Annotated in this window: 20 protein-coding genes, 1 tRNA gene and 1 pseudogene; 14 read left to right on the top strand and 8 right to left on the bottom strand. The window is 65.9% G+C overall.

Annotated features, from left to right (window positions below):
• The first annotated feature begins 99 nt into the window (after window positions 1–99).
• Both QC826_RS25895 and QC826_RS25900 read left to right on the top strand, forming a co-directional pair.
• Complete coding sequence (locus QC826_RS25895; protein ID WP_279763049.1) at window positions 100–1464, top strand: MFS transporter; 1365 nt, start codon at window positions 100–102, stop codon at window positions 1462–1464.
• 133 nt (window positions 1465–1597) lie between these two features.
• On the top strand, window positions 1598–3952 hold the full coding sequence (locus tag QC826_RS25900; RefSeq protein WP_279763050.1) for a prolyl oligopeptidase family serine peptidase: 2355 nt from the start codon (window positions 1598–1600) through the stop codon (window positions 3950–3952).
• An 84-nt stretch (window positions 3953–4036) separates the two neighbouring features.
• Here QC826_RS25900 and QC826_RS25905 read toward each other — a convergent pair whose 3' ends face one another.
• Entirely contained in the window at window positions 4037–5458 is a 1422-nt protein-coding gene (locus QC826_RS25905) for a M20/M25/M40 family metallo-hydrolase (protein ID WP_279763051.1), read from the bottom strand.
• A 149-nt stretch (window positions 5459–5607) separates the two neighbouring features.
• Here QC826_RS25905 and QC826_RS25910 point away from each other — a divergent pair.
• From QC826_RS25910 to QC826_RS25930, 5 genes are all read left to right on the top strand, one after another.
• Window positions 5608–5683: transfer RNA gene (locus QC826_RS25910), tRNA-Phe, on the top strand.
• A 597-nt stretch (window positions 5684–6280) separates the two neighbouring features.
• On the top strand, window positions 6281–7357 hold the full coding sequence (locus QC826_RS25915) for a hypothetical protein (RefSeq protein ID WP_279763052.1): 1077 nt from the start codon (window positions 6281–6283) through the stop codon (window positions 7355–7357).
• Window positions 7344–8357, top strand: a complete 1014-nt coding sequence (locus QC826_RS25920; RefSeq protein ID WP_279763054.1) for a DUF4034 domain-containing protein — start codon at window positions 7344–7346, stop codon at window positions 8355–8357. The genes QC826_RS25915 and QC826_RS25920 overlap by 14 nt, the downstream gene beginning before the upstream one ends.
• Window positions 8358–9005: 648 nt before the next feature.
• Window positions 9006–11183 (top strand): phosphocholine-specific phospholipase C, encoded by a 2178-nt coding sequence (locus QC826_RS25925; RefSeq protein ID WP_279763055.1) that lies wholly within the window; start codon window positions 9006–9008, stop codon window positions 11181–11183.
• 19 nt (window positions 11184–11202) lie between these two features.
• Window positions 11203–11871, top strand: a complete 669-nt coding sequence (locus QC826_RS25930) for a PEP-CTERM sorting domain-containing protein (protein ID WP_279763056.1) — start codon at window positions 11203–11205, stop codon at window positions 11869–11871.
• Between the two features lie 48 nt (window positions 11872–11919).
• Here QC826_RS25930 and QC826_RS25935 read toward each other — a convergent pair whose 3' ends face one another.
• The 4 genes from QC826_RS25935 to QC826_RS25950 form a co-directional block, all read right to left on the bottom strand.
• Window positions 11920–13101, bottom strand: coding sequence for a diguanylate cyclase (locus QC826_RS25935; RefSeq protein WP_279763057.1), 1182 nt, complete (start codon window positions 13099–13101; stop codon window positions 11920–11922).
• 290 nt (window positions 13102–13391) lie between these two features.
• The gene (locus tag QC826_RS25940) at window positions 13392–15359 is read right to left on the bottom strand and encodes a methyltransferase domain-containing protein (protein ID WP_279766603.1); all 1968 of its coding nucleotides are present in this window, start codon (window positions 15357–15359) and stop codon (window positions 13392–13394) included.
• Window positions 15346–15657 carry a tetratricopeptide repeat protein gene (locus tag QC826_RS25945; protein WP_279763058.1) on the bottom strand — a complete coding sequence of 104 codons (312 nt, stop codon included), beginning with the start codon at window positions 15655–15657 and terminating at the stop codon, window positions 15346–15348. Before QC826_RS25945 ends, QC826_RS25940 begins: the two co-directional genes overlap by 14 nt.
• A gap of 136 nt (window positions 15658–15793) precedes the next feature.
• Window positions 15794–15979 carry a hypothetical protein gene (locus QC826_RS25950; protein ID WP_279763059.1) on the bottom strand — a complete coding sequence of 62 codons (186 nt, stop codon included), beginning with the start codon at window positions 15977–15979 and terminating at the stop codon, window positions 15794–15796.
• Between the two features lie 392 nt (window positions 15980–16371).
• On the opposite strand from QC826_RS25950, the gene QC826_RS25955 reads away from it, so the two are divergent.
• The 3 genes and pseudogenes from QC826_RS25955 to QC826_RS25965 all read left to right on the top strand — a co-directional run bounded on the left by QC826_RS25955 (window position 16372) and on the right by QC826_RS25965 (window position 19785).
• Window positions 16372–17952: an isocitrate lyase gene (locus QC826_RS25955; protein WP_279763060.1), complete on the top strand. Its 1581-nt coding sequence runs from the start codon at window positions 16372–16374 to the stop codon at window positions 17950–17952.
• A 66-nt stretch (window positions 17953–18018) separates the two neighbouring features.
• Window positions 18019–18333, top strand: a pseudogene (locus QC826_RS25960) (MFS transporter); the annotation flags it as partial.
• Between the two features lie 243 nt (window positions 18334–18576).
• Window positions 18577–19785: a TIGR04552 family protein gene (locus tag QC826_RS25965; protein ID WP_279763061.1), complete on the top strand. Its 1209-nt coding sequence runs from the start codon at window positions 18577–18579 to the stop codon at window positions 19783–19785.
• Between the two features lie 10 nt (window positions 19786–19795).
• On the opposite strand, the gene QC826_RS25970 is transcribed toward QC826_RS25965, so the two are convergent.
• A complete protein-coding gene (locus QC826_RS25970; RefSeq protein ID WP_279763062.1) occupies window positions 19796–20566 on the bottom strand; it encodes a ParA family protein in 771 nt (256 codons plus the stop codon).
• A gap of 219 nt (window positions 20567–20785) precedes the next feature.
• On the opposite strand from QC826_RS25970, the gene QC826_RS25975 reads away from it, so the two are divergent.
• From QC826_RS25975 to QC826_RS25990, 4 genes are all read left to right on the top strand, one after another.
• Entirely contained in the window at window positions 20786–20953 is a 168-nt protein-coding gene (locus tag QC826_RS25975) for a hypothetical protein (protein WP_279763063.1), read from the top strand.
• Window positions 20926–21882, top strand: a complete 957-nt coding sequence (locus QC826_RS25980; RefSeq protein WP_279763064.1) for a DUF4214 domain-containing protein — start codon at window positions 20926–20928, stop codon at window positions 21880–21882. The genes QC826_RS25975 and QC826_RS25980 overlap by 28 nt, the downstream gene beginning before the upstream one ends.
• A 107-nt stretch (window positions 21883–21989) precedes the next feature.
• On the top strand, window positions 21990–22460 hold the full coding sequence (locus QC826_RS25985; RefSeq protein ID WP_279763065.1) for a GNAT family N-acetyltransferase: 471 nt from the start codon (window positions 21990–21992) through the stop codon (window positions 22458–22460).
• Window positions 22457–22852, top strand: a complete 396-nt coding sequence (locus tag QC826_RS25990) for a nucleotide pyrophosphohydrolase (RefSeq protein ID WP_279763066.1) — start codon at window positions 22457–22459, stop codon at window positions 22850–22852. Before QC826_RS25985 ends, QC826_RS25990 begins: the two co-directional genes overlap by 4 nt.
• Here QC826_RS25990 and QC826_RS25995 read toward each other — a convergent pair.
• A complete protein-coding gene (locus QC826_RS25995) occupies window positions 22846–23730 on the bottom strand; it encodes an alpha/beta hydrolase (protein WP_279763067.1) in 885 nt (294 codons plus the stop codon). The two genes, QC826_RS25990 and QC826_RS25995, sit on opposite strands and share 7 nt — an antisense overlap.
• 121 nt (window positions 23731–23851) lie before the next feature.
• A complete protein-coding gene (locus QC826_RS26000) occupies window positions 23852–26317 on the bottom strand; it encodes a TonB-dependent receptor plug domain-containing protein (RefSeq protein ID WP_279763068.1) in 2466 nt (821 codons plus the stop codon).
• Window positions 26318–26338: the final 21 nt, after the last annotated feature.

The following is a 26338-nucleotide window of genomic DNA, read 5'->3' on the forward strand; positions in this document are numbered from 1 at the left end:
ATTCTAATGCTTGCGCGCTGAATATCGTGCGGCTAATATCGGCAACATGGAGGTCTCCCTGCATACCGTCCCCGCCCTCGCCGCCGGAGCATCGTTCTGATGGCCCGCGCCGGCAATCTCGTGCACCTGCGCGGCGCCGCCGGCATGGGCGCGATCTACCGCAAGGTCGGCTGGCACCTGCTGCCGCTGCTGATGCTGTGCCATCTGGTGGCCTATCTGGACCGGGTCAACCTGGGCTTCGCCCAGCTGCAGATGAAACAGACGCTGCCCTTCGCCGAGCCGGTCTACGCCTGGGGCGCCGGCCTGTTCTTCCTCGGCTACTTCCTCTTTTCCGTGCCCAGCAACCTGCTGCTCGAGCGGGTCGGCGTGCGCCAGACGCTGCTGCGCATCATGCTGTGCTGGGGCCTGGCGGCGGCGGCCGGCGCCTTCGTCCGCACGCCGCTGCAGTTCTACGTGCTGCGCTTCACGCTGGGCCTGTTCGAGGCCGGCTTCTACCCCGGCGCGATCCTCTACCTGACCTACTGGTTCCCGGCCGCCCGGCGCGGCCGCGCCATCGCCGTGTTCGGCAGCGCCGTGCTGCTCTCGGGCACCCTGGCCGGCCCCCTGTGCGGCCTGGTCCTGCGCTACCTCGACCAGTGGCACGGCCTGCTCGGCTGGCAATGGCTGTTCCTGCTGCAGGGCCTGCCCGCCGTGCTGCTCGGCCTGCTGGCCTGGGCCTGGCTGCCGGACCGCCCGGACGACGCCGCCTGGCTCAGCCCGGCCGAGCTGCAACTGATGCAGCAGGAGCTCGACCCCGACCAGGCCGCCGCGCCGCCGGCCGCCGGCGCCGGCCGCGCCGCCCTGGCCGCGCTGCTGCACGACCGCCTGCTGTACCTGCTGGCCCTGGCCACCTTCGTGCTCGGCGGCGCCGGCTACGCGCTGGTGTTCTGGCTGCCCACCCTGATGCAGGGCTGGGGCCTGCGCGACCCGCTCCAGCTGGGCCTGTACAGCGTGCTGCCCAACCTGGCCGGCATCGCCGGCATGCTGCTGATCTGCCGCCACTCCGACCGCCGGCGCGAGCGGCGCTGGCACTTCGTCGCCTGCATGCTGCTGGCCGCCGGCGGCCTCGGCCTGGTGCTGGCGGCCGCCAACGACCTGCCGCGCTCGCTGGCCGGCATCTCGCTGGCGGCCCTCGGCGCCGCCGCCGCCGCGCCGCTGTTCACCACCATCCTGACCGAGTACCTGGCGCCGGCGCGGGCCGCCGCCGGCCTGGCCCTGCTGAGCAGCTGCGGCATGCTCGGCGCCGCCGCCGGGCCGGCCCTGATCGGCCTGCTGCGCGCCCACGGCCAGGCCGGCGCCATGCTGCAGGTGCTGATCGGCCTGTACCTGCTGGCCGGCCTGTTGCTGTTGCTGGCCATGCGCGCCATGCCGGGCGGCCACAGCGCGCAGCGCCGCGCGCACCCCGACAGCGCCGCCCATTCCTGAGGGCGATTCGGCGCGCCGCCGGCGGCGCCCCTGTTACAGAACGATTGTTTCCCTCGCTACATACATGGGCTAGAATCTGGCTCGCGCGGCGATCCCGCGCTCCCGTCCACCCATCTTCAAAGCGACCCTACCCATGCGTTTTGCCCTTCCCCTGTTAGCAAGCCTGCTGGCCGCCTCGGCCTCGGCGCAGACCCCGATCACGCTCGACCAGGCGATGGCCCATCCCGACTGGATCGGCACCCCGGTGGAGGCCGCCTGGTGGGGCTGGGACAGCCGCCAGGTCTACTTCAAGCAAAAGCGCGCCGGCTCGCCGCTGCGCGACATCTACCAGGCCGGCGCCGGCGCCGGCTTAAACAAGCTGGTCGACGACGGCCAGCTGGCCAGGCTCGACAGCCCCAACCCGGTCTACAACCGCGACCACAGCCGCGCCATCCTGCTGCGCAACGGCGACCTGTTCGAGCGCGACCTGAAAAGCGGCGCGCTGACCCAGATCCTGCGCGGCAGCACGCCGGCCGCCGAGCCGCAATACTCGGCCGACGGCGCCCACGTCCAGTTCCGCGTCGGCAACGACTGGTTCAGCTGGAGCCGCGCCGAGCGCCTGGTGGCGCCGCTGGCCATGCTGCGCGCCGACAAGGACCCGGACGCCGCGCCCGACGCCAACGGCCTGCGCGACTTGCAGCTGCGCCTGATCGCCACGCTGGCGCGGCAAAAGGACGAACGCGACGCCAACCGCCTGCGCGGCCAGCAGGAGCGCGCCGCCGACGCCACCCGCGCGCCGCTGCCGATCCACCTGGGCGACAAGGTCGTGCTGGCCGGCAGCGCGCTGTCGCCGGACGGCCGCTACCTGCTGGTGGTGACCTCGGCCAAGGGCGCCGACAGCGGCCGCGTCGGCAAGCTGGCCAAGTACGTCACCGAGTCCGGCTACGAGGAATACGACGACCAGCGCAAGCGCGTCGGCCGCGACGGTCCGCTGGCGCAGAAGCTGCACCTGGTCGACCTGCGCAGCCGCGCCGTCACCGAGCTGTCCTACGACGCGCTGCCCGGCATCGCCACCGACCCGCTGGCCGCGCTGCGCGCGGCGCAAAAGCTCGAGCCGCTGAAGGGCAGCCGCGCCATCCACATCGAGCCAGAGGACGGCACCATCCAGTGGAGCGGCGACGGCAGGCGGGTCGCCGTGATGCTGCGCTCGCTCGACAACAAGGACCGCTGGATCGCCGGCGTCGACCTGGCCGGCGCCAAGCTCAAAGCGCTGCACCACCTGACGGACGCGGCCTGGATCAACTACCGCGGCAACGACTTCGGCTGGCTGCCCGACAACAGCACGCTGTGGTTCCAGTCCGAGGAAAGCGGCTACTCCCACCTGTACACGCAAACGGCCGACGGCAAGACGCGCGCCCTGACCCAGGGCAAGTGGGAAGCCTCGCGGCCCGAATGGACCGCCGACGGCGCCAGCGCCTACTTCGTCTGCAACCCCAAGCTGCCCGGCACCTACGAGGTGTGCGCCGTGTCGAGCAAGGACGGCGCGCTGCGCGAAGTGACCGCGCTGGGCGGCGTGGAGAGCTTCTCCCTGTCGCCCGACGGCCAGAAGGTGCTGCTGCGCTACTCGACCAGCTACCTGCCGCCGCAGGTGGCCACCGTGCCCGCCGCCGGCGGCAAGGCCAGCGTGCTCAGCGACACCCGCTCGGCCGCCTTCAAGGCGCGCGAATGGATACAGCCGCAGATCGTCGCCGTGCCGTCGACCCACGGCGCCGACCCGGTCTGGGCCAAGCTGTACCGTCCGGCCAAGCTGGAGCAGGGCAAGAAGTATCCGATCGTGATGTTCGTCCACGGCGCCGGCTACCTGCAAAACGTCAGCCAGCGCTACCCGAACTACTTCCGCGAGCAGATGTTCCACAACCTGCTGGTGGCGCGCGGCTACATCGTGCTCGACATGGACTACCGCGCCTCCGAGGGCTACGGCCGCAACTGGCGCACGGCGATCTACCGCCAAATGGGCCACCCGGAGCTGGAGGACTATGTCGACGGCGTCAACTGGCTGGTCGCCCAGCACCAGGGCGACGTCAAGAACGTCGGCGTGTACGGCGGCAGCTACGGCGGCTTCATGACCTTCATGGCGCTGATGCGCGAGCCGGAGATGTTCAAGTCCGGCGCCGCGCTGCGCCCGGTGACCGACTGGACCACCTACGAGCACGGCTACACCTCGAACATCCTCAACACGCCCGACCTCGACCCGGAGGCGTACAAGAAGTCGTCGCCGATCGAGTACGCCGACAAGCTGCGCGGCAACCTGCTGATCGCCCACGGCATGGTCGACGACAACGTGTTCTACCAGGACTCGGTGCGCATGGCGCAACGCCTGATCGAGCTGAAGAAGGACAACTGGGAACTGGCCAGCTACCCGCTGGAGAAGCACGGCTTCGTCCAGCCGGAGAGCTGGTACGACGAGTACCGCCGCATCTACCAGTTGTTCGAACGCACGCTGAAGTAGGCGCGGCGCCAACTGCGGCGCACGTAAAAAAAGGGGCGGCCTTGCGGGGCCGCCCCTTTTTACATGGCAAGACGACTTGGCGCCCTATTCCGTCGCGATGCGCTTGCCCAGCCGATACAGGAACTCCTGGCCGTCGTACAGCGACTTGACGCGGATGTGCTCGTTCAAGCCGTGCGCGCCGCTGCCCTCGGGGCCGCTGAACATGCCGCTCACACCGTAGGTCCAGATGCCGGCGTTGTTGAGGAAGCGGCCGTCGGTGCCGCCGGTCGACATGGTCGGGATCACCGGCACGCCCGGCCACATCGCCTCGCTGATCTGCTCCACCGCCGCCATGAAGGACGGCGTCAGCGGCGGGATCGGGCTGACCACGCCGACGCCGATGGGGCTGACGGCGATCTTCTCGTCGGCCAGCACGCGCAGCAAGGTCTGCCGGGTCTGCTCGATGTTCTCGCTCGGCAGGATGCGGCAGTTGACCACGGCGCGGGCGCGCTGCGGCAGCGCGTTGCTGGCGTGGCCGCCGTCGAGCATGGTGGCGACGCAGGTGGTGCGCACCTGGGCGTTGTGGAAGGGCGTGGCCGCGTACATGCGCGCCAGCGCGGCGCTGTCCGGCGGATCGTTGAGGATGGCCAGCATGTCGGCCGCCATCTGGCCGCTCTCCACCTTGGCCATGCGCTGGTAGTAGCTGCGCGTGATGTCCGACAAGGTGAACGGGAAGTCGAACTTGCCCAGCCGCGACAGGCCGTCGGCCAGGCGGACGATGGCGTTGTCGCGCGGCGGCACCGAGCTGTGGCCGCCCGGATTGGTCACCTCCAGCTGGAAGCTCTGGAAGATCTTCTCGCCGGCCTGCACGCTGTGGCGCAGCGGCTTGTCGTTCTTGTCGAGCATGCCGCCGCCGCCCTCGTTGAGGGCCAGCTCGGCGTCGATCAGCGGGCGGTGGTGCTTGAGCAGGAAGTCGACGCCGTCGTATTTGGACGGGATGATCTCCTCGTCGCAGGTCAGCGCCAGGATCAGGTCGCGCTTGGCGGCCAGCTTCTCGCGCTTGAAGCGGATCATGTTCTCGACGAACACCGCCGCCATCGCCTTGTCGTCGCCGGCGCCGCGCGCGTAGAACATGCCGTTCTCCTCGACCAGCTTGAACGGATCGCGGGTCCAGTCCTCGCGCTTGGCCTCGACCACGTCGACGTGGGCCAGCAGCAACAACGGCTTCTTGCTGCCGTCGCCCTTCAGCCGCGCCACCAGGTTGCCCTTTTGCGGCGCGCCCGGCGGCGCCAGGATCTGCATGTCGCTGTCGCGGTAGCCGCCCCGCTTGAGCCGCGCCGCCATCTTGGTGACCGCCTTGGTGCAGGAGCCGACCGAGTCGGTGGTGTTGGTCTCCACCAGCTCCTGGTAGATCTCGCGCAACTGCTGCTGCGCCGGGGTCAGCGCGGCCGTCTGCGCGCCGGCCGGCTGGGACAGGCCGAGTCCGCTCAAAACCACGCCCGCCAGCAACCGCTTGGCTTGTTTCATGTCGCTTCCTTTGTGTGAGTGTCGTGCCGAAACGACAAAATTTATACCGGGTATGCAATAGTGTCAATCAGTGAATTTCCTTGCAGGAATAACAAATTGCACGGGGGACTAGCCAAACCCGGTCTCGGCCCGTTATAATTTCGCTCCTTGGCCTGGTAGCTCAGTTGGTAGAGCAGAGGATTGAAAATCCTTGTGTCGGTGGTTCGATTCCGCCCCGGGCCACCAAGAACAGACCTCAAGAAACGCCCACTCATGCAAGTGGGCGTTGTCGTTTCTGGGCTTCGTCGTCTTTGGTTCAGTCAATTTCCGATTCGGCGCGCGCGGCATGTCCGCCACCGGATCGCCGGTTTGCTCGATCAGCGCCATCGTCTCGGGAGACATCTCGCGCGCATCAATCACGCCGACAGTGTGAAAATTATCAATGTTGATCTTTTTGCACCATCCCGCAGACCAGTAGCGTAGAATCGATGTGGCAGTGCCCTTGGTCGATTGCGTCAATGTCAGCCCTCTCTTATCCGTTCGTTCGAGCCAAAGGGACGGGCGATTCGACTGTGTCTCCGCTCAAGGGGTCTTGAATTGTGGGAGAGCCGATTCTTTTTACCGCTCCCACTCGAGGTCGCAGCTGAAGGGTTTGCCGCCCTTCGAATGTTTTGATTTTTTCTCGCCATTTTTGGCTTCACTATGAAAATAAGAACGGGCTGGGGGAAACACTTGTTGATTACATTACGTAAAAGAGGGTGGATTGGCCTCGCCATTCATTGTGCTGTGTTGTTGCCCCTAGTCGACTCTGCTGCTGCCGGAACGCCTACGGCGCAAGAGATTTTGGCGGCACAAGACCAGGAAATTGTCGGCAGCATGCTTGAGTGGAACAAGTATATTTTCAACTTGCCTAGCAATCTGGCGCTGGATCCCCCCCTGCGCCAGGCCGCGAACCAGATTGCACAGGAGCATTTGGCACGCGTGCGAACGCTGGCGCCTGTGTGGATTGCGCAAGAGCGGGCCGTGGCGGGGAATCCGGGCCTGCTTAGCCGCGCGCCGTCGCAGTCGCTAAATTTCCGTTCGATCAACGAATTAGCGATCTGGTCGGTAGAGAGCGGCGGGCCGGCGCAGGACGAGGCATGGCTGAAAGCCGCGCTGGCGCCAGCGTCTTGCAACGCGCCTTCTTCGGCCTACTTTGCTCAGCGGATCGCGATGATCCAGGCCGCGCCCCTTGATAGCCGACCGGCGCTACTGGCGGGGGAACGGGAATTGCTGTCCCGTTGGGGGACCAAGCGCCAGCACCTGCCACCACGTCCCACGACGCAAGAGCTCGATGCGGCTGACCACGCCATCGCGCGCATGCGCGCGGGCCTGCCAGTCGTCGCCGAGCCCATGGCACCTGCCTTGGCTAGGCGACTCTTTGATCGGGACCGCAAGCCGGGCCAGTCGACCGGGTCGAACCGGTGGCATAAGTGCGCCAAGAGCCAATGGTGGCTCGCTTCGCAGTTGGCAAGCGGCAAGATCGACAAGATGACGGCGCTCACTCTCTATCGCTATTCCACGATGGCCGACGCCCGTGACTACGCGCCAGCGTCCGTTGTCCAGGAGGGCGCCACAGCGCGCCCAAACGAAGAACAACCAGCCTATCCACCTGTCGCCGCCCTCTTCAACGTGGAAGGATCGACGACCGTTGAAGCGCACACCGATGACCAAGGCAAGTTCCTCAAGGCCCAGGTGGTATCGCGCAAGATCACCGTCCCTGGCGTGTACGACAACGCCCCCATCGCCTTTGAATCGCTGCTCGACGCCGCCTCCTTGGACTATGCCGAAAAGAGGAAAAAATATCCTCCAGGCAATAATTCAACTGTGCGGTTTGAATTGCAATGGCATCTGAGTGAGGATGAAAATGAAGTTCATTAATTTCTCTCGTGCGCTGTGCGCAATGACGCTCATGGCCCTGGCCGTCATCACGGCGAAGGCCCAGGATCAGGTCGCACCCGCCGTGCAAGATCTGGTCGGAACGGCCTATCGATGGGGCGACTTCGCTGAACTCGAGCGCTTGTACGCAATTTACGGCAAGGCGGGAGTGCGCTCCGAACTCACTGGCACGCCGCGTCTGGATCAATTCTGGAAGGGGATTGGCGAGATCAACAATTCAAACCTCCGGGTTACCGACGAGTATTACCAGCAACTCGATGCACTGACAAGGCAATGGGCCCATCAGTACCCTCAATCGGTGCTGGCCCAACTGCTCTATGCCAAAACCTTGATGGCCCATGCATGGGTCCGTCGCGGTGACGGCTATGTCAACACCGTCTCGCCGACGGCATGGGCCGAGTTTCGCGAGTATCTCGACCTGGCCAAAGAGCAATTGCAGAAGACCGAGGCACTCGCCGCGAAGGACAGCACCTGGAACAGGAGCATGCTGGAGATCGGCCTGCACCTGGACTGGGACAGGGAACATCTGATGCAGGTGTTCGAGGCCGGGATTGCCAAGAATCCCGATGACGACGATCTCTACTTCGCGATGCAGAAGGCCCTGCTGCCAAAGTGGGGTGGCGATCTAAAAGCAGTCGATCGCTTCATCGCGTGGGCGGACAAGAACACCCGCGAAAAGCGCGGCCTGGAAATGTATGCACGGCTTTACGCGGGCCTGAGCTATGGCCAGGTGCACCAGACGCTGTTCACCAGCACCAACGCATCCTGGACAAGCATGAAAATCGGCTTTGAAGATCGTTTGAAGCGCTATCCGCATACCGACCATCGGAACATGTACGCCTACTTCGCCTGCATGGCCAATGACCGGCCGGCGTTGCAAGAGCAGCTTGAACTGATTGGGGGCAAGTTCGAACCTATCTTTTGGGGCGGCTACCCCGAACGCACTTTCGAGGCATGCAAGAAGATGGCGCAACAAGTCTAGGCGCGGGTGGTCCGGAAGGCCTGTTCGTGCAGCTGGGCCCAAGTTTCCTTCGACGCGTTCCAGACCACGCGGCGGAAGCAGCGGTCGCTCACCAGCAGTTCAGAAAGAAACCAAAACAAAACGCCAAGCTATGCCGCTTGGCGTTTTTGTTTTGCGGGGCGCGCAATCCTTGCGCCGGCAGCTACCCTGTTATCCCCGTTGAGCTCGAGCGCGCGTCAGTTCGGCCAGCCAACCGGCCGGGACGTCGCCAGGCAGGCCCAGCGTCCAGCCGCGCTCGCCCTGAGCCCGTGAAACGTGCCCACGACACAGTCTCAACGCGCAACTGGCGTCGTCGCGTAACAAGTCCAAGCGCCTGAACCTTCCGCGGTCGAGAACCAGACGAGGAGCTCAAAACCCACAAGAATGCTGGCGGCCATCCGAATCCAGGGCGGCTGAAAGCCGTCCGTTCCCATCCGGAGGCGCCTGGCCAGGATTGTTACCGAAACAAGTGAATTGCTATCAAATTGCATGCCATGTCATCAACATTTCATCATTGTTGCGTAAGTTGTTGCCTTGCCTGACTTCAGTTTTCATGTTTCCCTGACAATCGACCTGGATCAATCAAATGCATATTTTCAATTTCGCGCTCGCACGCACGCCGGTGCATGCATGAGCAGACGTGACTTCCTCCGCAAAATGGGCAAGTCGGCCGGCGCAAGTGCCGTGCTTGCGACCTTTCCACCGTCCATCCAAAAGGCGCTGGCCCTCCCCGCCAACCAGCGCACTCGCAGCCTGCAGGATGTTGAGCATATCGTCGTGCTGACGCAGGAGAACCGCAGTTTCGACCATTACTTTGGCACCCTGGAAGGGGTAAGGGGATTCGCTGATCCCTTTCCGATTCCGGTGATGGACCGGCAAAATCTCTTCAACCGCAAATCGGTCTTCGTGCAGCGCTCCGTCGGAGGGGCGCCGGTGCCCGGCCGGCCCAACTGGCCCCAGGGCAGCGCCATCGCGCCGTTCCGGCTCAACACGGTGCAGGACTTTCCAGTCATGCGCGTGGCCGGGACGCCACATGCCTGGCTCGACGCCCAGCTGGCGTGGGACCACGGACGGATGAACGACTGGTGCACGGTCAAGCAGAACCACGCGATGGGCTATTACGCCGACGCCGACATTCCCTTCCAGTTCGCGCTCGCGCGTGCCTTCACCATCTGCGACCACTACCACTGCGCAACCCAGACCGGCACCAACACAAACCGGCTGTTCCTGTTCAGCGGCCACAACGATCCCCTGGCGGCCGCGGGCGGCCCATCGACCGACAACAGCCGCGACGACTTCAATCCGGACATGTCCACCGACTACTTGTGGACCACCTATCCGGAGCGACTCGAAGCGGCGGGTATCCGCTGGCAGGTCTACCAGAACATGGCCGACAACTTCACCGACAACTCGCTGGCGGGATTCCGCTCTTTCCGCAACGCGTGGTATCGCCGGCCGGGCTATTCGCAATCCCTGCGCGATCGCGGCACCACGACGCGCGACATCGACCTGCTCAAGGCCGACGTGCTGGCCAACCGCCTGCCGCAGGTCAGCTGGGTCGTCGCGACCGCCGAAGGCTCCGAACACCCGGGTTCCTCGAGTCCTGCGTCGGGCGCCGACTACATCGCGCGCGTGCTGGACGCCCTGACCGCCAATCCCGAGAGCTGGAGCAAGACGGTCCTGATCATCAACTTCGACGAGAACGACGGCTTCTTCGACCACATGCCACCGCCGGCGGTCCCTGCGTACACGAGTTCCGGCGGCAATCCGGCGCAGTCGCAGCTCGCCGGAGCGTCGACCGTCGACACGACCGGCGAGTACCATCACGTGCTCAACGGCGCCGACGCGCGTACCCACCATCGCCCCTACGGTCTCGGGCCGCGCGTTCCGATGTATGTCATCTCGCCGTGGACCAAGGGCGGCTGGGTGAATTCGCAGGTCTTCGACCACACATCGGTGGTGCGTTTCATCGAGGCGCGTTTCGGTGTGCGCGAGCCGCTTATCAGCCCATGGCGCCGTGCGGTGAGCGGCAACCTGTTGTCCTGTTTCGACTTCGCCAACCCGAACGACAACGGGTTCAAGCAACTGCTGCCGGAAACGGCTGCGCGGCGTTCGATGGCGCTGAGCCTGCCAAACACCAAGAAACCGGCAACGCCGACCACTCTGACGGCCCCCGTCCAGGCTGCCGGCGTGCGTCCGGCGCGCGCCCTGCCCTACGAACTCCAGGTGCAGGCGCAGGTGCCGCTCGGAGGCGGCCAGGTGGAGCTCAGATTCGACAACCTGGGCGAAGCCGGGGCGGTGTTTCATGTGTACGACCGCCTGGCGTTGGAGCAGGCCCCGCGCCGCTATACGGTCGAACCTGGCAAACAGCTCAAAGGCCGCTGGAACACCGCATCCGCCTACGATCTCTGGGTACTGGGACCGAACGGCTTTCATCGCCACATCGTTGGCGACGTGCGCGGTGACGGCAACGCGGCATGGCCGGAAATGAGCCTGCGCGCCGAACGCAGCGCCGGCGAACTGGTCATTGACCTGGTCAACAATGGCGCGCAGCCATGCACCTTCTTACTCACCGCCAACAAGTATTACGCGAACAAGCCCTTGGAAGTGCGCGTCGTCGCACGCTCGAGGAGCGCCGTCCGGCTTCCCCTGGCATCGAGTTCCAACTGGTACGACTACAGCCTGCGTGTGGCTGGCTCGCCGGGCTGGTTGCGCCGCTTCGCCGGCCATCTGGAAAACGGCTTGCCGTCTATCAGTGACCCGGCGATGCGCGGGGCAGCGCAACTCGACCAGTACCGCGTCATTTGATTTTTATAAGGAGCTTTTCATGAAGTGCAAATTTTTCGTTGCCGCGGCCTTGTTCGCCGTGGCGTGTAGTGGCAAGGCTGACGTCATCTACGGTCAGAACCTCGTTGTCAACGGCGATGCCGAAGCAGGCGTGAGCGGCTGGACCGGCTACACGGGTTACGACATGGTCCAGTCGGTGGACTATGGCAACAACTGGGTGCTGCCCACCCAGCCTGGCCCGGTCGATCGCGGAACAAAGATGTTCGCCGGCCTCGGGCAGTATGCAGTGGGCTCTCAGACCCTGGACTTCGGCGTGCCGACGGCCCATACCAGTTCCTATTCCCTGAGCGGATGGCTGGGCGGCTGGGCCGCCCAGGGCGACAACGCACTGTTCTTTGTGCAGTTTCTCGATGCGGCGAACAATGCGATAGGAAACGCCTCGATCGGCCCCGTCACCCCGCAAGATCGCGGCAACCAGACAGGCCTGTACTACCGGGAGTCCGTGGGAATCATGCCCGCCGGCACCAGCAAGCTGTCGTTCTGGCTGTCGATGGAGCGCCTCGCTTCGAACGACAACGATGGCTACGCCGACAACCTGTCCTTCATCGCGAGCCCGGTACCGGAACCGGGCATGGCGTCGATGTTCGTGCTGGGCTTGGGCATGTTGGTCGGGGCGCTCCGCCGCAACAGGCGCGCGCCTATGTCGTAATTGGGGTCGTACGACGTCGACCAGCAGCGCGAACGCCGCTGATGCCCTTCAGGCCCCAACGGCCGAGACTAGGCAGGGCTCGCCGCCGACCACGCGGTCGCGGCCGCCCTGCTTGGCCGCATACATGCGCTGGTCGGCGATCTCGACCAGCTGTTTCCAGTCGGCCGCCTGGTCGGCGCCCCACTCCGCGATGCCGATGCTGGCGGTCACCGGGCCGCCTTCCGGGCGCTCGCCGAAACCGGCCTTGCGCAGCCGCTCGATGGCCGTCGCCGCTTGATCGAGCATGGTGCGCGGCATGATCAGCAGAAATTCCTCGCCGCCCCACCGCACCAGCACGTCGCCGTGGCGCATATGCTGGGTGACACTCTCGGTCATGGCGATCAGCGCGCGGTCGCCGGCCTCGTGGCCGAACTGGTCGTTGATGCGCTTGAAATGATCCAGGTCGAGGAAGGCGACGGCGAACGGTTCCTTGTTGCGCTGGGCGATGGTGAAATGCAGGTCCATGATTTCGGCGCCGCTGCTGCGCGAGAAGGCATTGGTCAGCGGATCGCGGATGGCCTGGCGCACCAGAGCGATCATGAAGGCGAGCTGGCAAATGCCGGCCAGCGAGGCCACGCCGGTGATCAGCACGAGCAGCCAGAACGCGCCGGCGAAGGTCGGCCAGTCCATCACCGTCCAGCGCAGGTAGCCGGACACGGTCTGGCAGATCAGGATGGGGCTGGCGATGATGAAGCTCTCGACGATGGCGAGCGGGAACACGGCCAGTCCGGCCAACAGAACGAAGGGGAGGAAGGCGTAACCTGCGCCGATCGCGGCGGACATTCCGGTCAGCTGGTAGGACGTCAGCAGGGTATGCGAGGCGACATAGAACACCGTCGGGATGGCGAACAGCAGGGCAATCGCCCGATACGCGTTGAACAGGTCGCCGTTGGAACGATAGTAGAACAGCAGGCTGGCAAACGCGGCGCAGGCGGCAAAGCGCATCAGCGCCAGTTGGCCCCACAGGGGAAAGGGGAACACGACGAAGTCGACCACGCTCCATATCGGGGTGAGCACGGCGAACAGGAAGGCGAACAGCCGGACCCGGTTGACGATCAAGATCGCCCGGCGCCGTGCCAGCAGGGACAGATGGGAGTGCGGGGAAAACAGCCAACCCAGCTCGCCTTGCGTCAGTTCGCCCGGCATCAAACCCGTCAAACGATGCCAGATCATTTCGGAAAACTGATTCATAAATGCCTATTCAACATCGCCTCAGCGGGACGTTCGGTAAAACCGCCCTCGTAGCTTGGAACGGCTGGTCGTCAATCGGTGATAATTTATTACAATTCTTGCCGCCCAGCAATCGTATTCGATGTTGATGCCTATGTCACCTCAGCATTCGCCTTTATCGTCGCAAGGTGGAGAATATGTACCAGTTTCGCCGCAACATCGCCGCGCGGCGGTGCCGCCCCGGCCAGGAACCGTGCCAAGTCATTGCGCCAAGTCATGCGGGCTGACGGGTATTTGGCGAGCTACCGTCCCTAGCCCCCCGCCAGCTTCTGCCCCCAGGCCGGCAAGCGGTTGAAGAAGCAGTGCACGCCCGGACTGAAGCTGCCGAACTGCAGCCCGTTCTGCTCGGCCAGCAGAACCAGGCTCTGCTTGGAAAACAGGCTGACGTGTCCATTGCGCGGCGAGGCATACCACCAGGTGATCCGGCTGTTCGGCTCCATATGCCCGTCCGACAGCAGGGTCGAGAAGATCACCACGCACTCGTCTTCCATCAGGCTGGTGATGTTGCGCATCAGGCCGGCCACGTCGGGCACGTGTTCGAACACCTCGAAGGCGGTGATCAAATTGAATTTCCCCAACTCGTCGATCCGACTATCGTTCTGCGGAAACGGATCGAAGGAGCTCGAGTTCCACTGCTGCTTGCCGAGGGCTGCCGACAGCACGCCGCTGCCACCGCCGTAATCGAGGTGGCGGATCGCCTTGCGACTCTTGCCGAACAGCTCGTGCAGAAAACCCGCGTTGCCAAGCGGACGCTTGCTGACGTAGTCCGGATCGACGTCGATGTACGCGGCGTTGTAGATGTGCTCCTGGAAGTCCTGCTCCGACCACAGGCGGAACTCGGGCGCCAGCGCGAAGCCGCAGCCCGGACAGCGATGGTAGTAGATCGGCCGGCCCGACAACGGCAGGAAGCGCTGGCGCGCCTCCTCGCAACTCTTGTTGAAGTCGACGACGTCGTGGATGACCGTCTCGGTCGCGCACACGGGGCAGGCATGCTGCGCCGATTCGGCGGCCTGGTTCGCCAGCAGCAGATCCAGCGCTCCGCGCACCCGCTCCAGCACCGGGGTCCAGTTGCCCCGTTGGGTCTGGCGGCACAGGCGCGTGCTCGGATACCATGGGCTGTCCGAGCGCTCCAGCAGCCAGCGCCAATCCGGGTTATTCGCCAGCAACACCCAGGTGGGCTTGCCCAAGGCGCCGGCCAGGTGGGCCACGCTGGTGTCGACCGTCACGACCAAATCCATCAATTCGCACAGCGCCGCAGTGTCGCTGAAGTCCTCGATCAACTCGCTGAACTGGCGCACATTGTGGTGCGATGCGAGCGCCGCCTTGTCGGCCGCGGCCAACTCCTTTTGCAGCACGACGAATTCGCAATTGCTGGAGAACAGCTGCGCGAACTCGGCCAAGGCGAGGCTGCGTTTGCTGTCGTTGCCAAACAGGGAATTGCCGCTCCAGACGACGCCGACCCGCAGCCTCGTCTGTTGCCCAAGACGGGAGGACCATTGCGCGACCTTGTCCGGATCGCTGGACAAATACGGCACGGCGGCCGGTATCGTGTCGAGTTGCGTATCGAACGCGTGCGGCAAACTCATCAAAGGACAGTGGTAATCGAACTCGGGTAGCGGCTTGCCCTTGGCGACGAGCTCGTCGACGCCGTCCAGACTGCCGAGCAAGCCGACCAGCGCCCCCGGCGCCTCCAGGACGACCCTGGCACCGCGCTGCGCCAACAGGGGCACGTAACGGCAAAACTGCAGCGTGTCGCCCAGCCCCTGTTCGGCGTAGACCAGAATGGTCTTTCCTTGCAGCGAGTCCTGCCCCAGCCAAGGCGCGCCCCGGGGACGCTCGCGGTCGTAAATGTGCAGCGTTTTCACGTTCCAACGCGCCTCGTAGCCGCGCCACCCCTCGGTGAAGCGGCCCAGCTGCAGGTCCAACAAAGCCTTGCCCCAGTGCGCCTCGGCAAAGTTTGGATTCAGGGCAAGGGCGCGCGCGACGCTCTCCTCGGCGGCCTCGTACTGCCCTAGTTCCTTCAACACCACGGCACGGCTTTGCCAAGCCTGCTCGTCCTTGTCGTTGAACTCGATTGACTTGTCGTAGCCTTGCAGCGCATCGTCAAGCCGGCCCAAGGCGCGCAAGGTGGCGGCCCGATTAAAGTAGGCGTCGGCGTCGCCACCGCTCAGGGCGATCGATCGGTCGTAGCTGGCCAGCGCCTCGTCAAGCCGCTGCATTTCCTTCAAAGGTGTTACCCAAGTTGGCATGTACGGCGGCGACGTCGGCGTTGACAGCAAGGGCCAAGCGCAAGAAATCAACCGACAACGGGTAGTTCCCCCGTTGGAAGGCGACAATGCCGATGTGATGCAAGGTGTCGAAATGCTTGGGCGCCAGCTTTAACACCTGCTCGTACAAGGACAAAGCCTTGTCGAGCTGTCCCATGCGGTGAAGATTCAAGCCTTCGGCAAACAACTGTTGCGTTTTTCCCAATGGCGAATTGGTGCCGTGTGGCGCTTGCTTGCGGTGTGTCGTCATGTGGGGCAGTCAGCTGTGGCGGAGTTACCAATTATAGGGTGAAAGAACTTTCCTATAGCCAACTCCAGGAAAATTATCCCTATCCCTATCCCTATCCCTATCCCGGCCGCCTGGCGGCTGGTGCAGACAAGTGGGCTCAGCCCGGCAGCTGGATAGTCAAGGTGGTGCCGTCCTGCTCGGAGGTGGCCATGGCGATGCTGCCGCCGTGCGCCTGGGCGATCAGGCGCGCCGAACAGGTGCCGAGCCCGCTGCCGTTCTCCTTGCCTGGGTGGCGTACTTGTCGAAGAAGCGCGCCCGCACCAGGCGCGCAAGGCAAGCCCAAAGAATAGACCTGTTTACCTGTCGCGTCCGGAATAAACGCGGACGGCGGCGCGTGCTGTGGCGTATCGTCCGCGCCGGCCCCATCGGGAAAATTCCTAGTTCCGAAATTTAACTCCACAATGTGAAATCCACCCCATGCGGAAAATGCGCCCCCTCATTCCATTTTTTGAAAATACATTCCACATAGCGAAAAACAATATGCAAGCAACTGAAAACAAACAAATTTATTTAAGTTATATGTCTTATATAAGAGTTGGCGCAAACCAAAAAGACGTCTATCATTAATCCATGCAGTTTTGCTTTTACTTCAGCGCCGAGTCGGTGGCGGCTGAGCGGATTTAGCGGCGTTTAATATTACTTTATTAATTTTGTTTTATTATCTAGGAGAATCACATGTCACAATATCAAGACGATATCAAAGCCGTCGCCGGCCTCAAGGACAAAGAAGGCAGCGCCTGGAACGCCATCAACCCTGAGTCCGCCGCGCGCATGCGCGCCCAGAACCGCTTCAAGACCGGTCTGGACATCGCCAAGTACACCGCCAAGATCATGCGCCAGGACATGGCCGCCTACGACGCCGACCCTTCCCAGTACACCCAGTCGCTGGGTTGCTGGCACGGTTTCATCGGCCAGCAGAAGATGATTTCGATCAAGAAGCACTTCAACAACACCGACCGCCGCTACCTCTACCTGTCGGGCTGGATGATCGCCGCGCTGCGCTCCGAGTTCGGCCCGCTGCCGGACCAGTCGATGCACGAGAAGACCGCCGTCGCCGGCCTGATCAAAGAGCTCTACACCTTCCTGCGCCAGGCCGACGCGCGTGAACTGGGCGGCCTGTTCCGCCAGTTGGACGCCGCCGAAGGCGCCGCCAAGCAAGCCATCCAGAGCCAGATCGACAACCACATCACCCACGTCGTGCCCATCATCGCCGACATCGACGCAGGTTTCGGCAACGCCGAGGCGACCTACCTGATGGCCAAGCAGATGATCGAAGCGGGCGCCTGCTGCATCCAGATCGAAAACCAGGTGTCCGACGAGAAGCAATGCGGCCACCAAGACGGCAAGGTCACCGTGCCGCACGAGGACTTCCTGGCCAAGATCCGCGCCGTGCGCTACGCCTTCCTCGAGCTGGGCGTGGACGACGGCCTGATCGTCGCCCGTACCGACTCGCTGGGCGCCGGCCTGACCAAGCAGATCGCCGTCACCCGCGAACCGGGCGACCTGGGCGACCTGTACAACTCCTTCCTCGACGTCGAGGAAGTGTCGACCGCATCGATGAACAACGGCGACGTGGTCATCAAGCGCGGCGACAAGCTGCTGCGTCCTAAGCGCCTGCCAAGCAACCTGTTCCAGTTCCGCTCGGGTACCGGCGAAGAGCGTTGCGTGCTCGACTGCATCACCTCGCTGCAAAACGGCGCCGACCTGCTGTGGATCGAAACCGAAAAACCGCACATCGCCCAGATCGGCGGCATGGTCAAGGAAATCCGCAAGGTCATCCCCAACGCCAAGCTGGTCTACAACAACAGCCCGTCGTTCAACTGGACGCTGAACTTCCGTCAACAGATGTTCGACAGCATGAAAGCCGAAGGCAAGGATGTTTCCGCCTACGAGCGTGCCAAGCTGATGAGCGTCGAGTACGACGAGAGCGAACTGGCCAAGGCGGCCGACGAGAAGATCCGCACCTTCCAGGCCGACGCGGCGCGCGAAGCCGGCATCTTCCACCACCTGATCACGCTGCCGACCTACCACACCGCCGCGCTGTCGACCGACAACCTGGCCAAGGACTACTTCGGCGACCAGGGCATGCTCGGCTACGTCGCCGGCGTGCAGCGCAAGGAAATCCGCCAGGGCATCGCCTGCGTCAAGCACCAGAACATGTCCGGTTCGGACATCGGCGACGACCACAAGGAATACTTCAGCGGCGAAGCGGCACTGAAGGCATCGGGCAAAGACAACACGATGAACCAGTTCTAAAAAATCCTCACCCGGTGTGACCACACCCCGAAAGCCAAGCTGCCCAGCTTGGCTTTTTTCATTTCCGCGCCGGCCCTGCTGCTGGCCGCCGCCATCGTGCTGGACATGGCGCTGGCCAACCTGGTGCTCGGCCAGCGCGCCATCTTCGGCTTGCCGGCGCAGCAGCGCAGCCGCCTGAACGGCCTCTACTTCGCGCTGTTCTTCGCCGGCGGCGCGCTCGGTTCCGCCCTCGGCGCCTGGCTCTACGCGCGCTTCGGCTGGCAGGCGGCGATGCTGGCCGGGATGGCCTTCCCGGCCCTGGCGCTGCCGCTCTGGTTCGGCGAACTCGGCCAACCGGCCGGCCGGCGGCGCGCCACGGCGGGGCCGGGCGACGCGGGCTAATCCGCCGCCGCCCGCCCGGCTGGCGCTGGCAAGCGCGGCCCGTGCCGCCGCGCAGGCCGCCCGACGCGCGCGCAGTCGTTCAAAATTACAACAAAGCGCCGCGCCCCGGCGCGCTTGGTCGGCGGGCAGGTATTATTGATTGACGACAATTCGGCCGGCTGCAATACTGGCTCGGCTACCACGGCGCCGGCGCCGCGGGCCGGCGCACGCCGCCGCCGCCGCTCTCCATTCGACTGGGCGACCATGACCGCTTTGCACGCCACGCTCAAGAGCAAGCGCCGCTTCTCGCTCAACTGGGACTATCTGAACGCCATCGCCGGCGGCGTCTCGGCGATCGACCTGGGCGAGCTGGCCCTGCGCAACCTGCACGACGCCCGCCAGTTCGCCCGCGAGTACGGCTTCGACCTGGAACAGCCGGCCGCCCACGCCATCATCGCCCGCGCCCACCAGGAGGCGCTCGAGTTCATCGTGGCCACCTTCCTCGCCGCCGGCCAGGAGCGCCTGATCCCGCCCGAGGTGGCGGCCCCGGCCGACCCGCTGCAACTGCTGGTGTACGCCTCGCAGCGCGGCCAGCAGGCCGACACGCTGCGCATGTGGTCCTGCGCCGTGCTCAAGGTGATGCACGGCATCTTCTACATCGACAACAACCTCAAGCTGCGCCACTTCAACACCATCCGCGAGCAGGTCTTCGCCAGCCTCGACGAGGTGATCCGCCAGGACGGCGGCCAGTACTACCTGTCCGACGGCGAGGTCTGCCTGCCGCTGCTGCACTACGACCGCAAGCGCAACAAGGGGCGCAACAGCATCCTGCTCAAGCTGCTGCAAAAGGCCGCCTACCTGGCCGCCGACATCTACGACCACCTCGGCGTGCGGCTGACCTTCGCCACCCGCTTCGAATGCCTGCTGGCGCTGCGCTCGCTGCAGCGGGCCCACCTGCTGTCGGTCACCAACGTCGACTCCCAGCGCACCCGCAACACCCTGCTCGACCTCGACGCGGCCAAGCAGGTGTTCACCAAGTACCGCGCCGCGCTCGAGCACAGCGAGGCCTATCCGGCGGCGCTGCTGCAGCAGATGGACCGGGAGATGGCCGCGCTGGCGCAGCCGCAGACGCGCAGCGACAACCCGCACAGCGGCGAGGGCTTCGCCAGCATCCAGGTGACGGTGCGCAAGATGATCCACCTGCAGGGCGAGGCCGGCGCCGCCCACGCGCCGGCCGAGCTGGCCTACCGCGGCGGCGAGCAGGGCGGCGCCGGCCAGGACTACGACATCGGCTTCTTCTTCGAGTACGAGATCCAGCTGATGGACCAGGCCAGCCACGAGCGCAGCCTGAGCGGGCCGGCCAGCCACGACGCCTACAAGCGGCGCCAGGTCGACACGGCGCGCCTGCGCGTGTTCGGCCGCGCCCTGCTGGACTGGATCGCCGCGCACGGCGGCGGCGCCGGCGCGCCCTAGGCGGCGCGCCCTAGGCGGCCTGCAGCTCGCGGAACAGCTCGACGAACTCCAGGCTCAGCTTGTGGCGCGGGTCGAGGTGGATCATCGGCCGGTTCAGCTCGTGCGACTCGCGGATGCGGATCGAGCTCGACAGCTTGCTGGCCAGCACCGGCAGGCCCTCGGCCAGCAGCTCGTCGACCATCCGTTGCGGCAGCAGCGCGCGCGGCTGGAACTGGTTGACGATGATGCCCTCGATCTGCAGCGCCGGGTTGTGGTCGGCGCGGATCTCGGCGACGTTGTTGACCAGCGTGTAGAGGGCCTGGCGCGAGAAGTCGTCGCAGTCGAAGGGGATCAGGCAGCGGTCGGCGGCGATCAGCGCCGACTGGGTGAAGAAGTTGTAGGCCGGCGGCGTGTCGACGAAGATCTCGTCGTAGTCCTGGGCCAGCTCGTTGAGCGTGTCGCGCAGCTTGTAGATCTTGTGGCGCGACTCGAGCTTGGACTGCAGGTCGCCGATCTCCGGGTTCGACACCATGATAGCCAGGTTCTCGAACGGCGTCGGGTGGACGAACTGCGCGGCCGGCCTGGGGAACATGCTGAAGCTGAGCATCTGCTCGAAGTAGGCCGCCACGGTCGGCGCCAGCTCGCCGGCCGCCTGGCCCAGCAGGTAGCGGCTGGCGTTGCACTGCGGATCGATGTCGATCAGCAGCGTGCGCTTGCCCTGGTGCGCCGCGATGGCCGCCAGATTGACCGCGATGGTCGATTTGCCGACACCGCCCTTTTGGTTGAAGATCACCCGTTTCATCCGGCCCGCCCGTTAAATAAATGATAGCGACGATTCTAGCAGAATGCTGCGCCGCAATAACCGTATTCCGCCGCATGGCGCCCGCCCGGGCGGCCGCCGGCGCGCCCTGTTGCTGCGCGGCGACAGGCGGCGCGGCGGCGCCGCCGGCGACCAGTTTCCACTAGACAATAAGTTCCATTATTAGTAAGATTGCAAAAAACTCAAACAGAAAAGCCCAGCATGAGCAACCCCACCTTCGACATCGGCAACCATCGCTACGAGCTGGTACAGCAGGACTTGAACTGGGCCGACGCCGCCGCCCGGGCGCAGGCCGAGGGCGGCCATCTGGCCGCCCTCGGCAGCGAGGAGGAGGCCTGCTGGTGTTTCAGGCCGTCGCCGCCCTGCTGAAGGGCGCCGCCGTGCCGGTGGCCGCCGACGGCGGCGCCAGCGCCTACCTGTGGCTGGGCGCCAGCGACCAGGGCGCCAGCGGCGAATGGCACTGGCAGGACGGCAGCGCGCTCGACTACAACAACTGGGGCTACGGCAACTGGGGCCAGGAGCCGGACAACTTCACCGACCCCGAGCTGGCGCCCGACGGCCAGCACCGCGCCGCCTTGGCGCTCGAGGCCTGGCCCAAGGGCGAGGGCACGCTGGGCTCGGCCGGCCAGTGGAACGACCTGAGCCAGCACGACAAATTGTGGTCGCTGGTCGAGTACGAGACGCCGACCTTCGTGCTCAACGGCGGCGCCGGCGCCGACCTGCTCGACGCCAACCCGAAGGGCCACAACCGGATCGACGGCGGCGCCGGCATCGACACCGTGCGGGTGCACGCCAGCGAATCGGACTATGTGCGCAGCCAGGACGCCAACGGCCTGCACCTGGTCGGGCTGGACAGCAATATCGACCTGAGCAAGGTCGAGCGCCTGCGCTTCGACGACGTCGCGCTGGCCTTCGACGTCGACGGCAGCGGCGGCCAGGCCTACCGCCTGTACCAGGCCGCCTTCGACCGCGAGCCGGACCTGCCGGGCCTGGGCTTCTGGATGGCCAAGCTGGACAAGGGCGCCAACCTGGTCGACATCGCCCAGGGCTTCATCAACAGCGACGAGTTCGCCGGCGCCTACGGCACCGACGTCGATCCGGCCGACTTCATCACCAAGCTGTACGCCAACGTGCTGCACCGCGAGCCCGAGGCGGCCGGCTTCGCCCATTGGATGGACAAGATGGCGCACGGCAGCAGCGAGGCGATGGTGTTGGTGGCGTTCAGCGAGAGCGCCGAGAACCAGGCCCAGGTCATCGGCGCCATCGACCACGGTTTCGCCTACCTCCCCTTCGCCTGAGCATCGGCGCCCGCAGCGCCCTCGACGACGGTGTCGAGCCGGTGCTGGCGCCGCACTGGCGGCGGTGTTAACATGGACGGCGCCGCCACCACCCGCCACCATCCACCATGCCCATCGCCTTCGAATCCCCCGACCAAACCGACGTGATCGCCCTGATCGCCGAACTCGACGCCTACCATTTGACCCTGTATCCGCCCGAATCGGTGTACGCGCTGGACCTGGCCACGCTCAAGCAGCCGCACGTGCTGTTCGCCGTCGCCCGCGACGAGGCCGGCGCCGCCCTCGGCTGCGCCGCCATCGTGCTGGGGCCGGAATACGGCGAGCTCAAACGCATGTACCTGCGCCCCGCCGGCCGTGGCACCGGCCTGGCCGACGCCCTGCTGACGCAGCTCGAGGCGGCGGCGCGGGCGCGCGGCTGCCACCAGTTCGCCCTCGAGACGGGGCCGGCGCAACCGGCCGCGATGGCGCTCTACGCGCGCCACGGCTACCAGCGCTGCGGCCCCTACGGCGACTACCTCGACGATCCGCTCAGCGTCTTCATGCGCAAGCCGGCGCCCGGCCAGGCCGGGGCGGCGTGAGCGCGCCGCCGTCCGCGCCGGCGCCCGCCGCCGCCGCCCTGCCGGCCGACAGCCTGCTCGAACTGCGCGAGCTGACCCGCCGCTTCGCCCGCGCCCGCGACTGGGAGCGCTTCCACACGCCGAAGAACCTGGCGATGGCCCTGTCGGTCGAGGTGGCCGAGCTGGCCGAGCACTTCCAGTGGCTGGCCACCGGCGCCGACGCCGAACTCGACGCGCCCGCCCGCGAGGGCATCCGCCACGAGCTGGCCGACGTGCTGCTCTACCTGGTGCAATTGGCCGACCAGTGCCAGGTCGACCTGCGCCAGGCGGCGCTGGAGAAGATCGCGCTGAACGGCGAAAAATATCCGGCCGGGCTGGTGCGCGGCGACGCCCGCAAGTCCGACCGCTACTGAGCCGGCGCCAGGCCCAGCATGGCGCGGATGCGCGCGCCGACGATCAGCCAGGCCGGCGAGTCGGCCGACACCTCGTCGTAGTGGCTGGCGCCGGGCAGCACGATGAACTCCACCTTGTCGCCGGCGATGCGGGCGCGCTTGGCGAAGTCGGCGCCGGCGCGCGGCGGCGAGACCGTGTCGAACTGGCCGTGGATCAGCGCCGTCGGCAGGCCGACCGGCAGCAGCTCGCCGGGCGAGGTGTCGGCGAACACGTCGGGCCGCGCCGCGCTGGGCAGGCCGGTCAGCTGCACCATGTCGCGCGCGCAGCTGGTCTTGATCAGCGCCTCCTCGCGGCGCAGGTCGGCCAGGCCGCCCAGGCTGATCAAACCCGTCGCCGGCAGCGGCTCGGCCACGTACAGCGGGCTGGCCTCGGGCAGGCGCGCGCGCGCCGCCGCCCACTGCGCCAGATGGCCGCCGGCCGAATGGCCGAGCAACACCAGCCGGCCCAGGTCGAGGCCGTGCTGCGGCGCCACGTCGCGCAGCAGGTCGATGGCCTCGGCCACGTCGCGGTAGGTGCCGGGATAGCCGCCGCCGGCCTCGTCGACGCGGCGGTACTCGACGTTCCACACGGCGATGCCCTGCCGGCTCAGCGCCTCGGCCATGTTGTGCATCTGCGCGATGCCGCCGAACTCCACCGTCCAGCAACCGCCGTGGATCAGCACCACCAGCGGGAAGGGGCCGGCGCCGGCCGGCATGAACAACTCGACGAACTGCGAGGGCGCGTCGCCGTACTCGATGTGGCGGTCGGGCCGGCGGCCGCCCAAGGCCAGATAATCCTGCAGGCTCAGCGGCGCCGTCACCTGGGCGGCGGCGGGGAATTGCTCTGGATGCTGCGGCATGCGCGTCCTTTCGGAGTGGGGTGGGCAGCCTCGCATGCTACACGCAAGCGCCGCCGCGCACACGCGCGGCGCAAAAAAAGACCGCGCCGGATGGGCGCGGTCCCTTCCCTGCACGACGCGGCTAGAACTTGTAGTTGGCGCGCGCGTAGTAGTAGCCGCCGTTGATACCGAACGGCGAGAACGACGGGTAGACCGACACCGCCGCATTGTCCAGCCCGGCGCGCTGCTCGCTGAGCAGCTTGGCGTTCTTCTGGTTCGGGTACTGGTTGAACAGGTTGTTGGCGCCCAGCGCCAGGCTCCATGCGCTGTTCAGCTTGTAGCCCAGCTCCAGGTCGGTGATCGCCTTGGTCGAGATCTGCGTCTGGTAGTAGTCGGTGCCGGCCTCGTTGAGCTCCATCTCGGACGACTTGCCGTAGACGGTCTCGCGCAGGTTGATGGTCCAGGCGCCTATCCTCCACAACGCGCCCAGGTTGACGCGCATCTTGGGCGAGGCCGTCTCCAGGTCGGAGATGGCGGCCGGGTCGAGCAGCGTTTGCGGCTGCAACTGGAGCGGCGCCTGGTTCACCTTGGTCACCTTGACCTGGTTGTAGTTGGCCGCCACCGACCAGTCGACCTTGCCGCCCTTGCCGAAGTTGCTCGACAAGGTGCTGACGAACTCCAGCCCCCGGCTGCGCGTGTTGACGGCGTTGGAGAAGATGTTGATGCCGGTCTGCGACACGGTCGGGTCGAGCACGTTGCCGTTGGCCAGGATCGCCGCCACCACCGCCGGCGAGTTGACCGCGTTGCCCGAGCCGAACACCTGGCCGCTGCCGACGATGCGGTCGCGGATGGTGATCTGGTAGGCGTCCAGCGTCATGGTCAGGTTGCGCGCCGGGTTCAGCACCAGGCCGAGCGACAGGTTGGTCGAGCGCTCCGGCTTGAGGCCGTTGATGCCGACCAGCGCGGCGCCGGCCGAGTTCGGCGCCAGCTGGACGAAGGCGCTGCGCGGCGACACGTTGGTGGCCGAGTAGTAGGACTCGGCCAGGGTCGGCGCGCGGAAGCCGTTGCTGAAGGTGCCGCGCAGGCCGACGTCGGGCGTGAAGTCGTAGCGGCTGGTCAGCTTGCCGACCTTGGCGTTGCCGAAGTCGCTGAAGTGCTCGTAGCGGGCGGCGAAGTCGAGCAGCCAGTCCTTCACCGGCGAGGCGCTGAAGTCGACATACGCCGCCTGGTTGGTGCGGCGGTGGCTGCCGGCGTCGGTCAGCGAGAAGCCGGGGTAGGACTGCGAGCCCTCCTTGTAGCGCGCGGCGGCGTCGCCGGCGACGATCTCGTACTTGTCGACGCGGTGCTCGAGGCCCATCGCCACGTTGAGCGGCGAACTCCAGCCGACGGCGAACTCGCGGCTGCCCTCGAGCGAGGTGGTCAGCTGGCTGGCGATGAACTCGCCGGCGCTGAACACGGTCGGCGTGTAGCCGGTGTCGGCGAACAGCGAGACGTTGGCCGAGCCGGTCACGCCGATCTTGCTGGTGTCGTTGCCGTAGGTGCTGCTCAGGTCCAGGTTCCAGCCGGCCAGCTTGCCCTTGACGCCGGCGGTGAGCGCGTAGTCCTGCTGCTTGAGCGTCTCCTTCGGCGAGAAGCCCAGCGGATAGATCGCCGGCAGGCGGTTCGGCATGCGGTAGTTTTCGAAGGCGCTGGCGTCCTTCTTGCCGAAGGTGGCGATGGCGTAGACCGACGTGTCGTCGTCGATCTCCAGGCCGAAGTTGGCGGCCAGGACGTTCAGATGGTACTGCGCGTCGCCCGAGATGTGGTTGACATTGGGGTAGCCGGGCGCCTGGAACAGTAGCGGCATGGCCTTCAGGTTGGCCGGGTCGTTGACGCGCGGGTCGATGCCGCCACGGTCGCTGTGGCCGTGGTACTTCGACTCGGCGGTGATGCTCAGGTAGGCCTTGTCGAACGGCGCCAGGCCGATGTTGACCGAGCCGCCGCCGGTGCGGCCGCCGCCGTCCGGATAGCCGCCGCCGGTGACGCTGGCGGTGCCGCCACGGCTGTTGGACTTGAGGATGATGTTGATGACGCCGGCGATGGCGTCGGAGCCGTACTGCGCCGCCGCGCCGTCCTGCAGCACCTCGACGTGGTCGATCGCCGCCACCGGGATGTAGTTCAAATCGGCCGCCGCGCCGCCCTGGTAGGGGCCGCCCAGCACGGCCAGGTTGGCGGTGCCGTGGCGCCGTTTGCCGTTGACCAGCACCAGCGTGTTGTTCGGGCTCAGGCCGCGCAGCCGCGCCGACAGGGTCAGGTTGGCGGTGTCGCCGCCGACCGCCTGGGCGGTGAACGAGGGCAGGTTCTGCGCCAGCGCCTGGATCAGGTCGGGCTGGCCGGTGCGCTGCAGCGAGGCCGAGTCCAGCACCTGGATCGGCGAGGCGCTGTTCTCCACTTTGAGGCCGCTGGCGCGGGTGCCGGTGACGATCACCGCGCTGACGGCGGCGCTGGCCACGCCCGCCTCGGTGGCCGTGGCGGCGGGCGCCGCCGGCGCCTCGTCGGGCGCCGCGCATGCCAGCCCGGATTGCAGCAACATCACGGCGGCGCCGGATTTCAGTAAGGCCTTATGCATAGTTTTCCTCGTCAAAATGAA

Source organism: Rugamonas sp. DEMB1, assembly GCF_029834475.1.
GTDB lineage: Bacteria > Pseudomonadota > Gammaproteobacteria > Burkholderiales > Burkholderiaceae_D > Rugamonas > Rugamonas rubra.

Bases quoted from the DNA above. Each gene is read 5' to 3' on its own strand.
- QC826_RS25895 (WP_279763049.1), top strand. From the start codon at position 100: ATGGCCCGCGCCGGCAATCTCGTGCACCTGCGCGGCGCCGCCGGCATG.
- QC826_RS25945 (WP_279763058.1), bottom strand. From the start codon at position 15,657: ATGACGACACACCGCAAGCAAGCGCCACACGGCACCAATTCGCCATTG.
- QC826_RS25940 (WP_279766603.1), bottom strand. From the start codon at position 15,359: ATGCAGCGGCTTGACGAGGCGCTGGCCAGCTACGACCGATCGATCGCC.
- QC826_RS25975 (WP_279763063.1), top strand. From the start codon at position 20,786: ATGAGCAACCCCACCTTCGACATCGGCAACCATCGCTACGAGCTGGTA.
- QC826_RS25970 (WP_279763062.1), bottom strand. From the start codon at position 20,566: ATGAAACGGGTGATCTTCAACCAAAAGGGCGGTGTCGGCAAATCGACC.
- QC826_RS25900 (WP_279763050.1), top strand. From the start codon at position 1,598: ATGCGTTTTGCCCTTCCCCTGTTAGCAAGCCTGCTGGCCGCCTCGGCC.
- QC826_RS25985 (WP_279763065.1), top strand. From the start codon at position 21,990: ATGCCCATCGCCTTCGAATCCCCCGACCAAACCGACGTGATCGCCCTG.
- QC826_RS25920 (WP_279763054.1), top strand. From the start codon at position 7,344: ATGAAGTTCATTAATTTCTCTCGTGCGCTGTGCGCAATGACGCTCATG.
- QC826_RS25930 (WP_279763056.1), top strand. From the start codon at position 11,203: ATGAAGTGCAAATTTTTCGTTGCCGCGGCCTTGTTCGCCGTGGCGTGT.
- QC826_RS25905 (WP_279763051.1), bottom strand. From the start codon at position 5,458: ATGAAACAAGCCAAGCGGTTGCTGGCGGGCGTGGTTTTGAGCGGACTC.
- QC826_RS25955 (WP_279763060.1), top strand. From the start codon at position 16,372: ATGTCACAATATCAAGACGATATCAAAGCCGTCGCCGGCCTCAAGGAC.
- QC826_RS25925 (WP_279763055.1), top strand. From the start codon at position 9,006: ATGAGCAGACGTGACTTCCTCCGCAAAATGGGCAAGTCGGCCGGCGCA.
- QC826_RS25935 (WP_279763057.1), bottom strand. From the start codon at position 13,101: ATGAATCAGTTTTCCGAAATGATCTGGCATCGTTTGACGGGTTTGATG.
- QC826_RS25965 (WP_279763061.1), top strand. From the start codon at position 18,577: ATGACCGCTTTGCACGCCACGCTCAAGAGCAAGCGCCGCTTCTCGCTC.
- QC826_RS25995 (WP_279763067.1), bottom strand. From the start codon at position 23,730: ATGCCGCAGCATCCAGAGCAATTCCCCGCCGCCGCCCAGGTGACGGCG.
- QC826_RS26000 (WP_279763068.1), bottom strand. From the start codon at position 26,317: ATGCATAAGGCCTTACTGAAATCCGGCGCCGCCGTGATGTTGCTGCAA.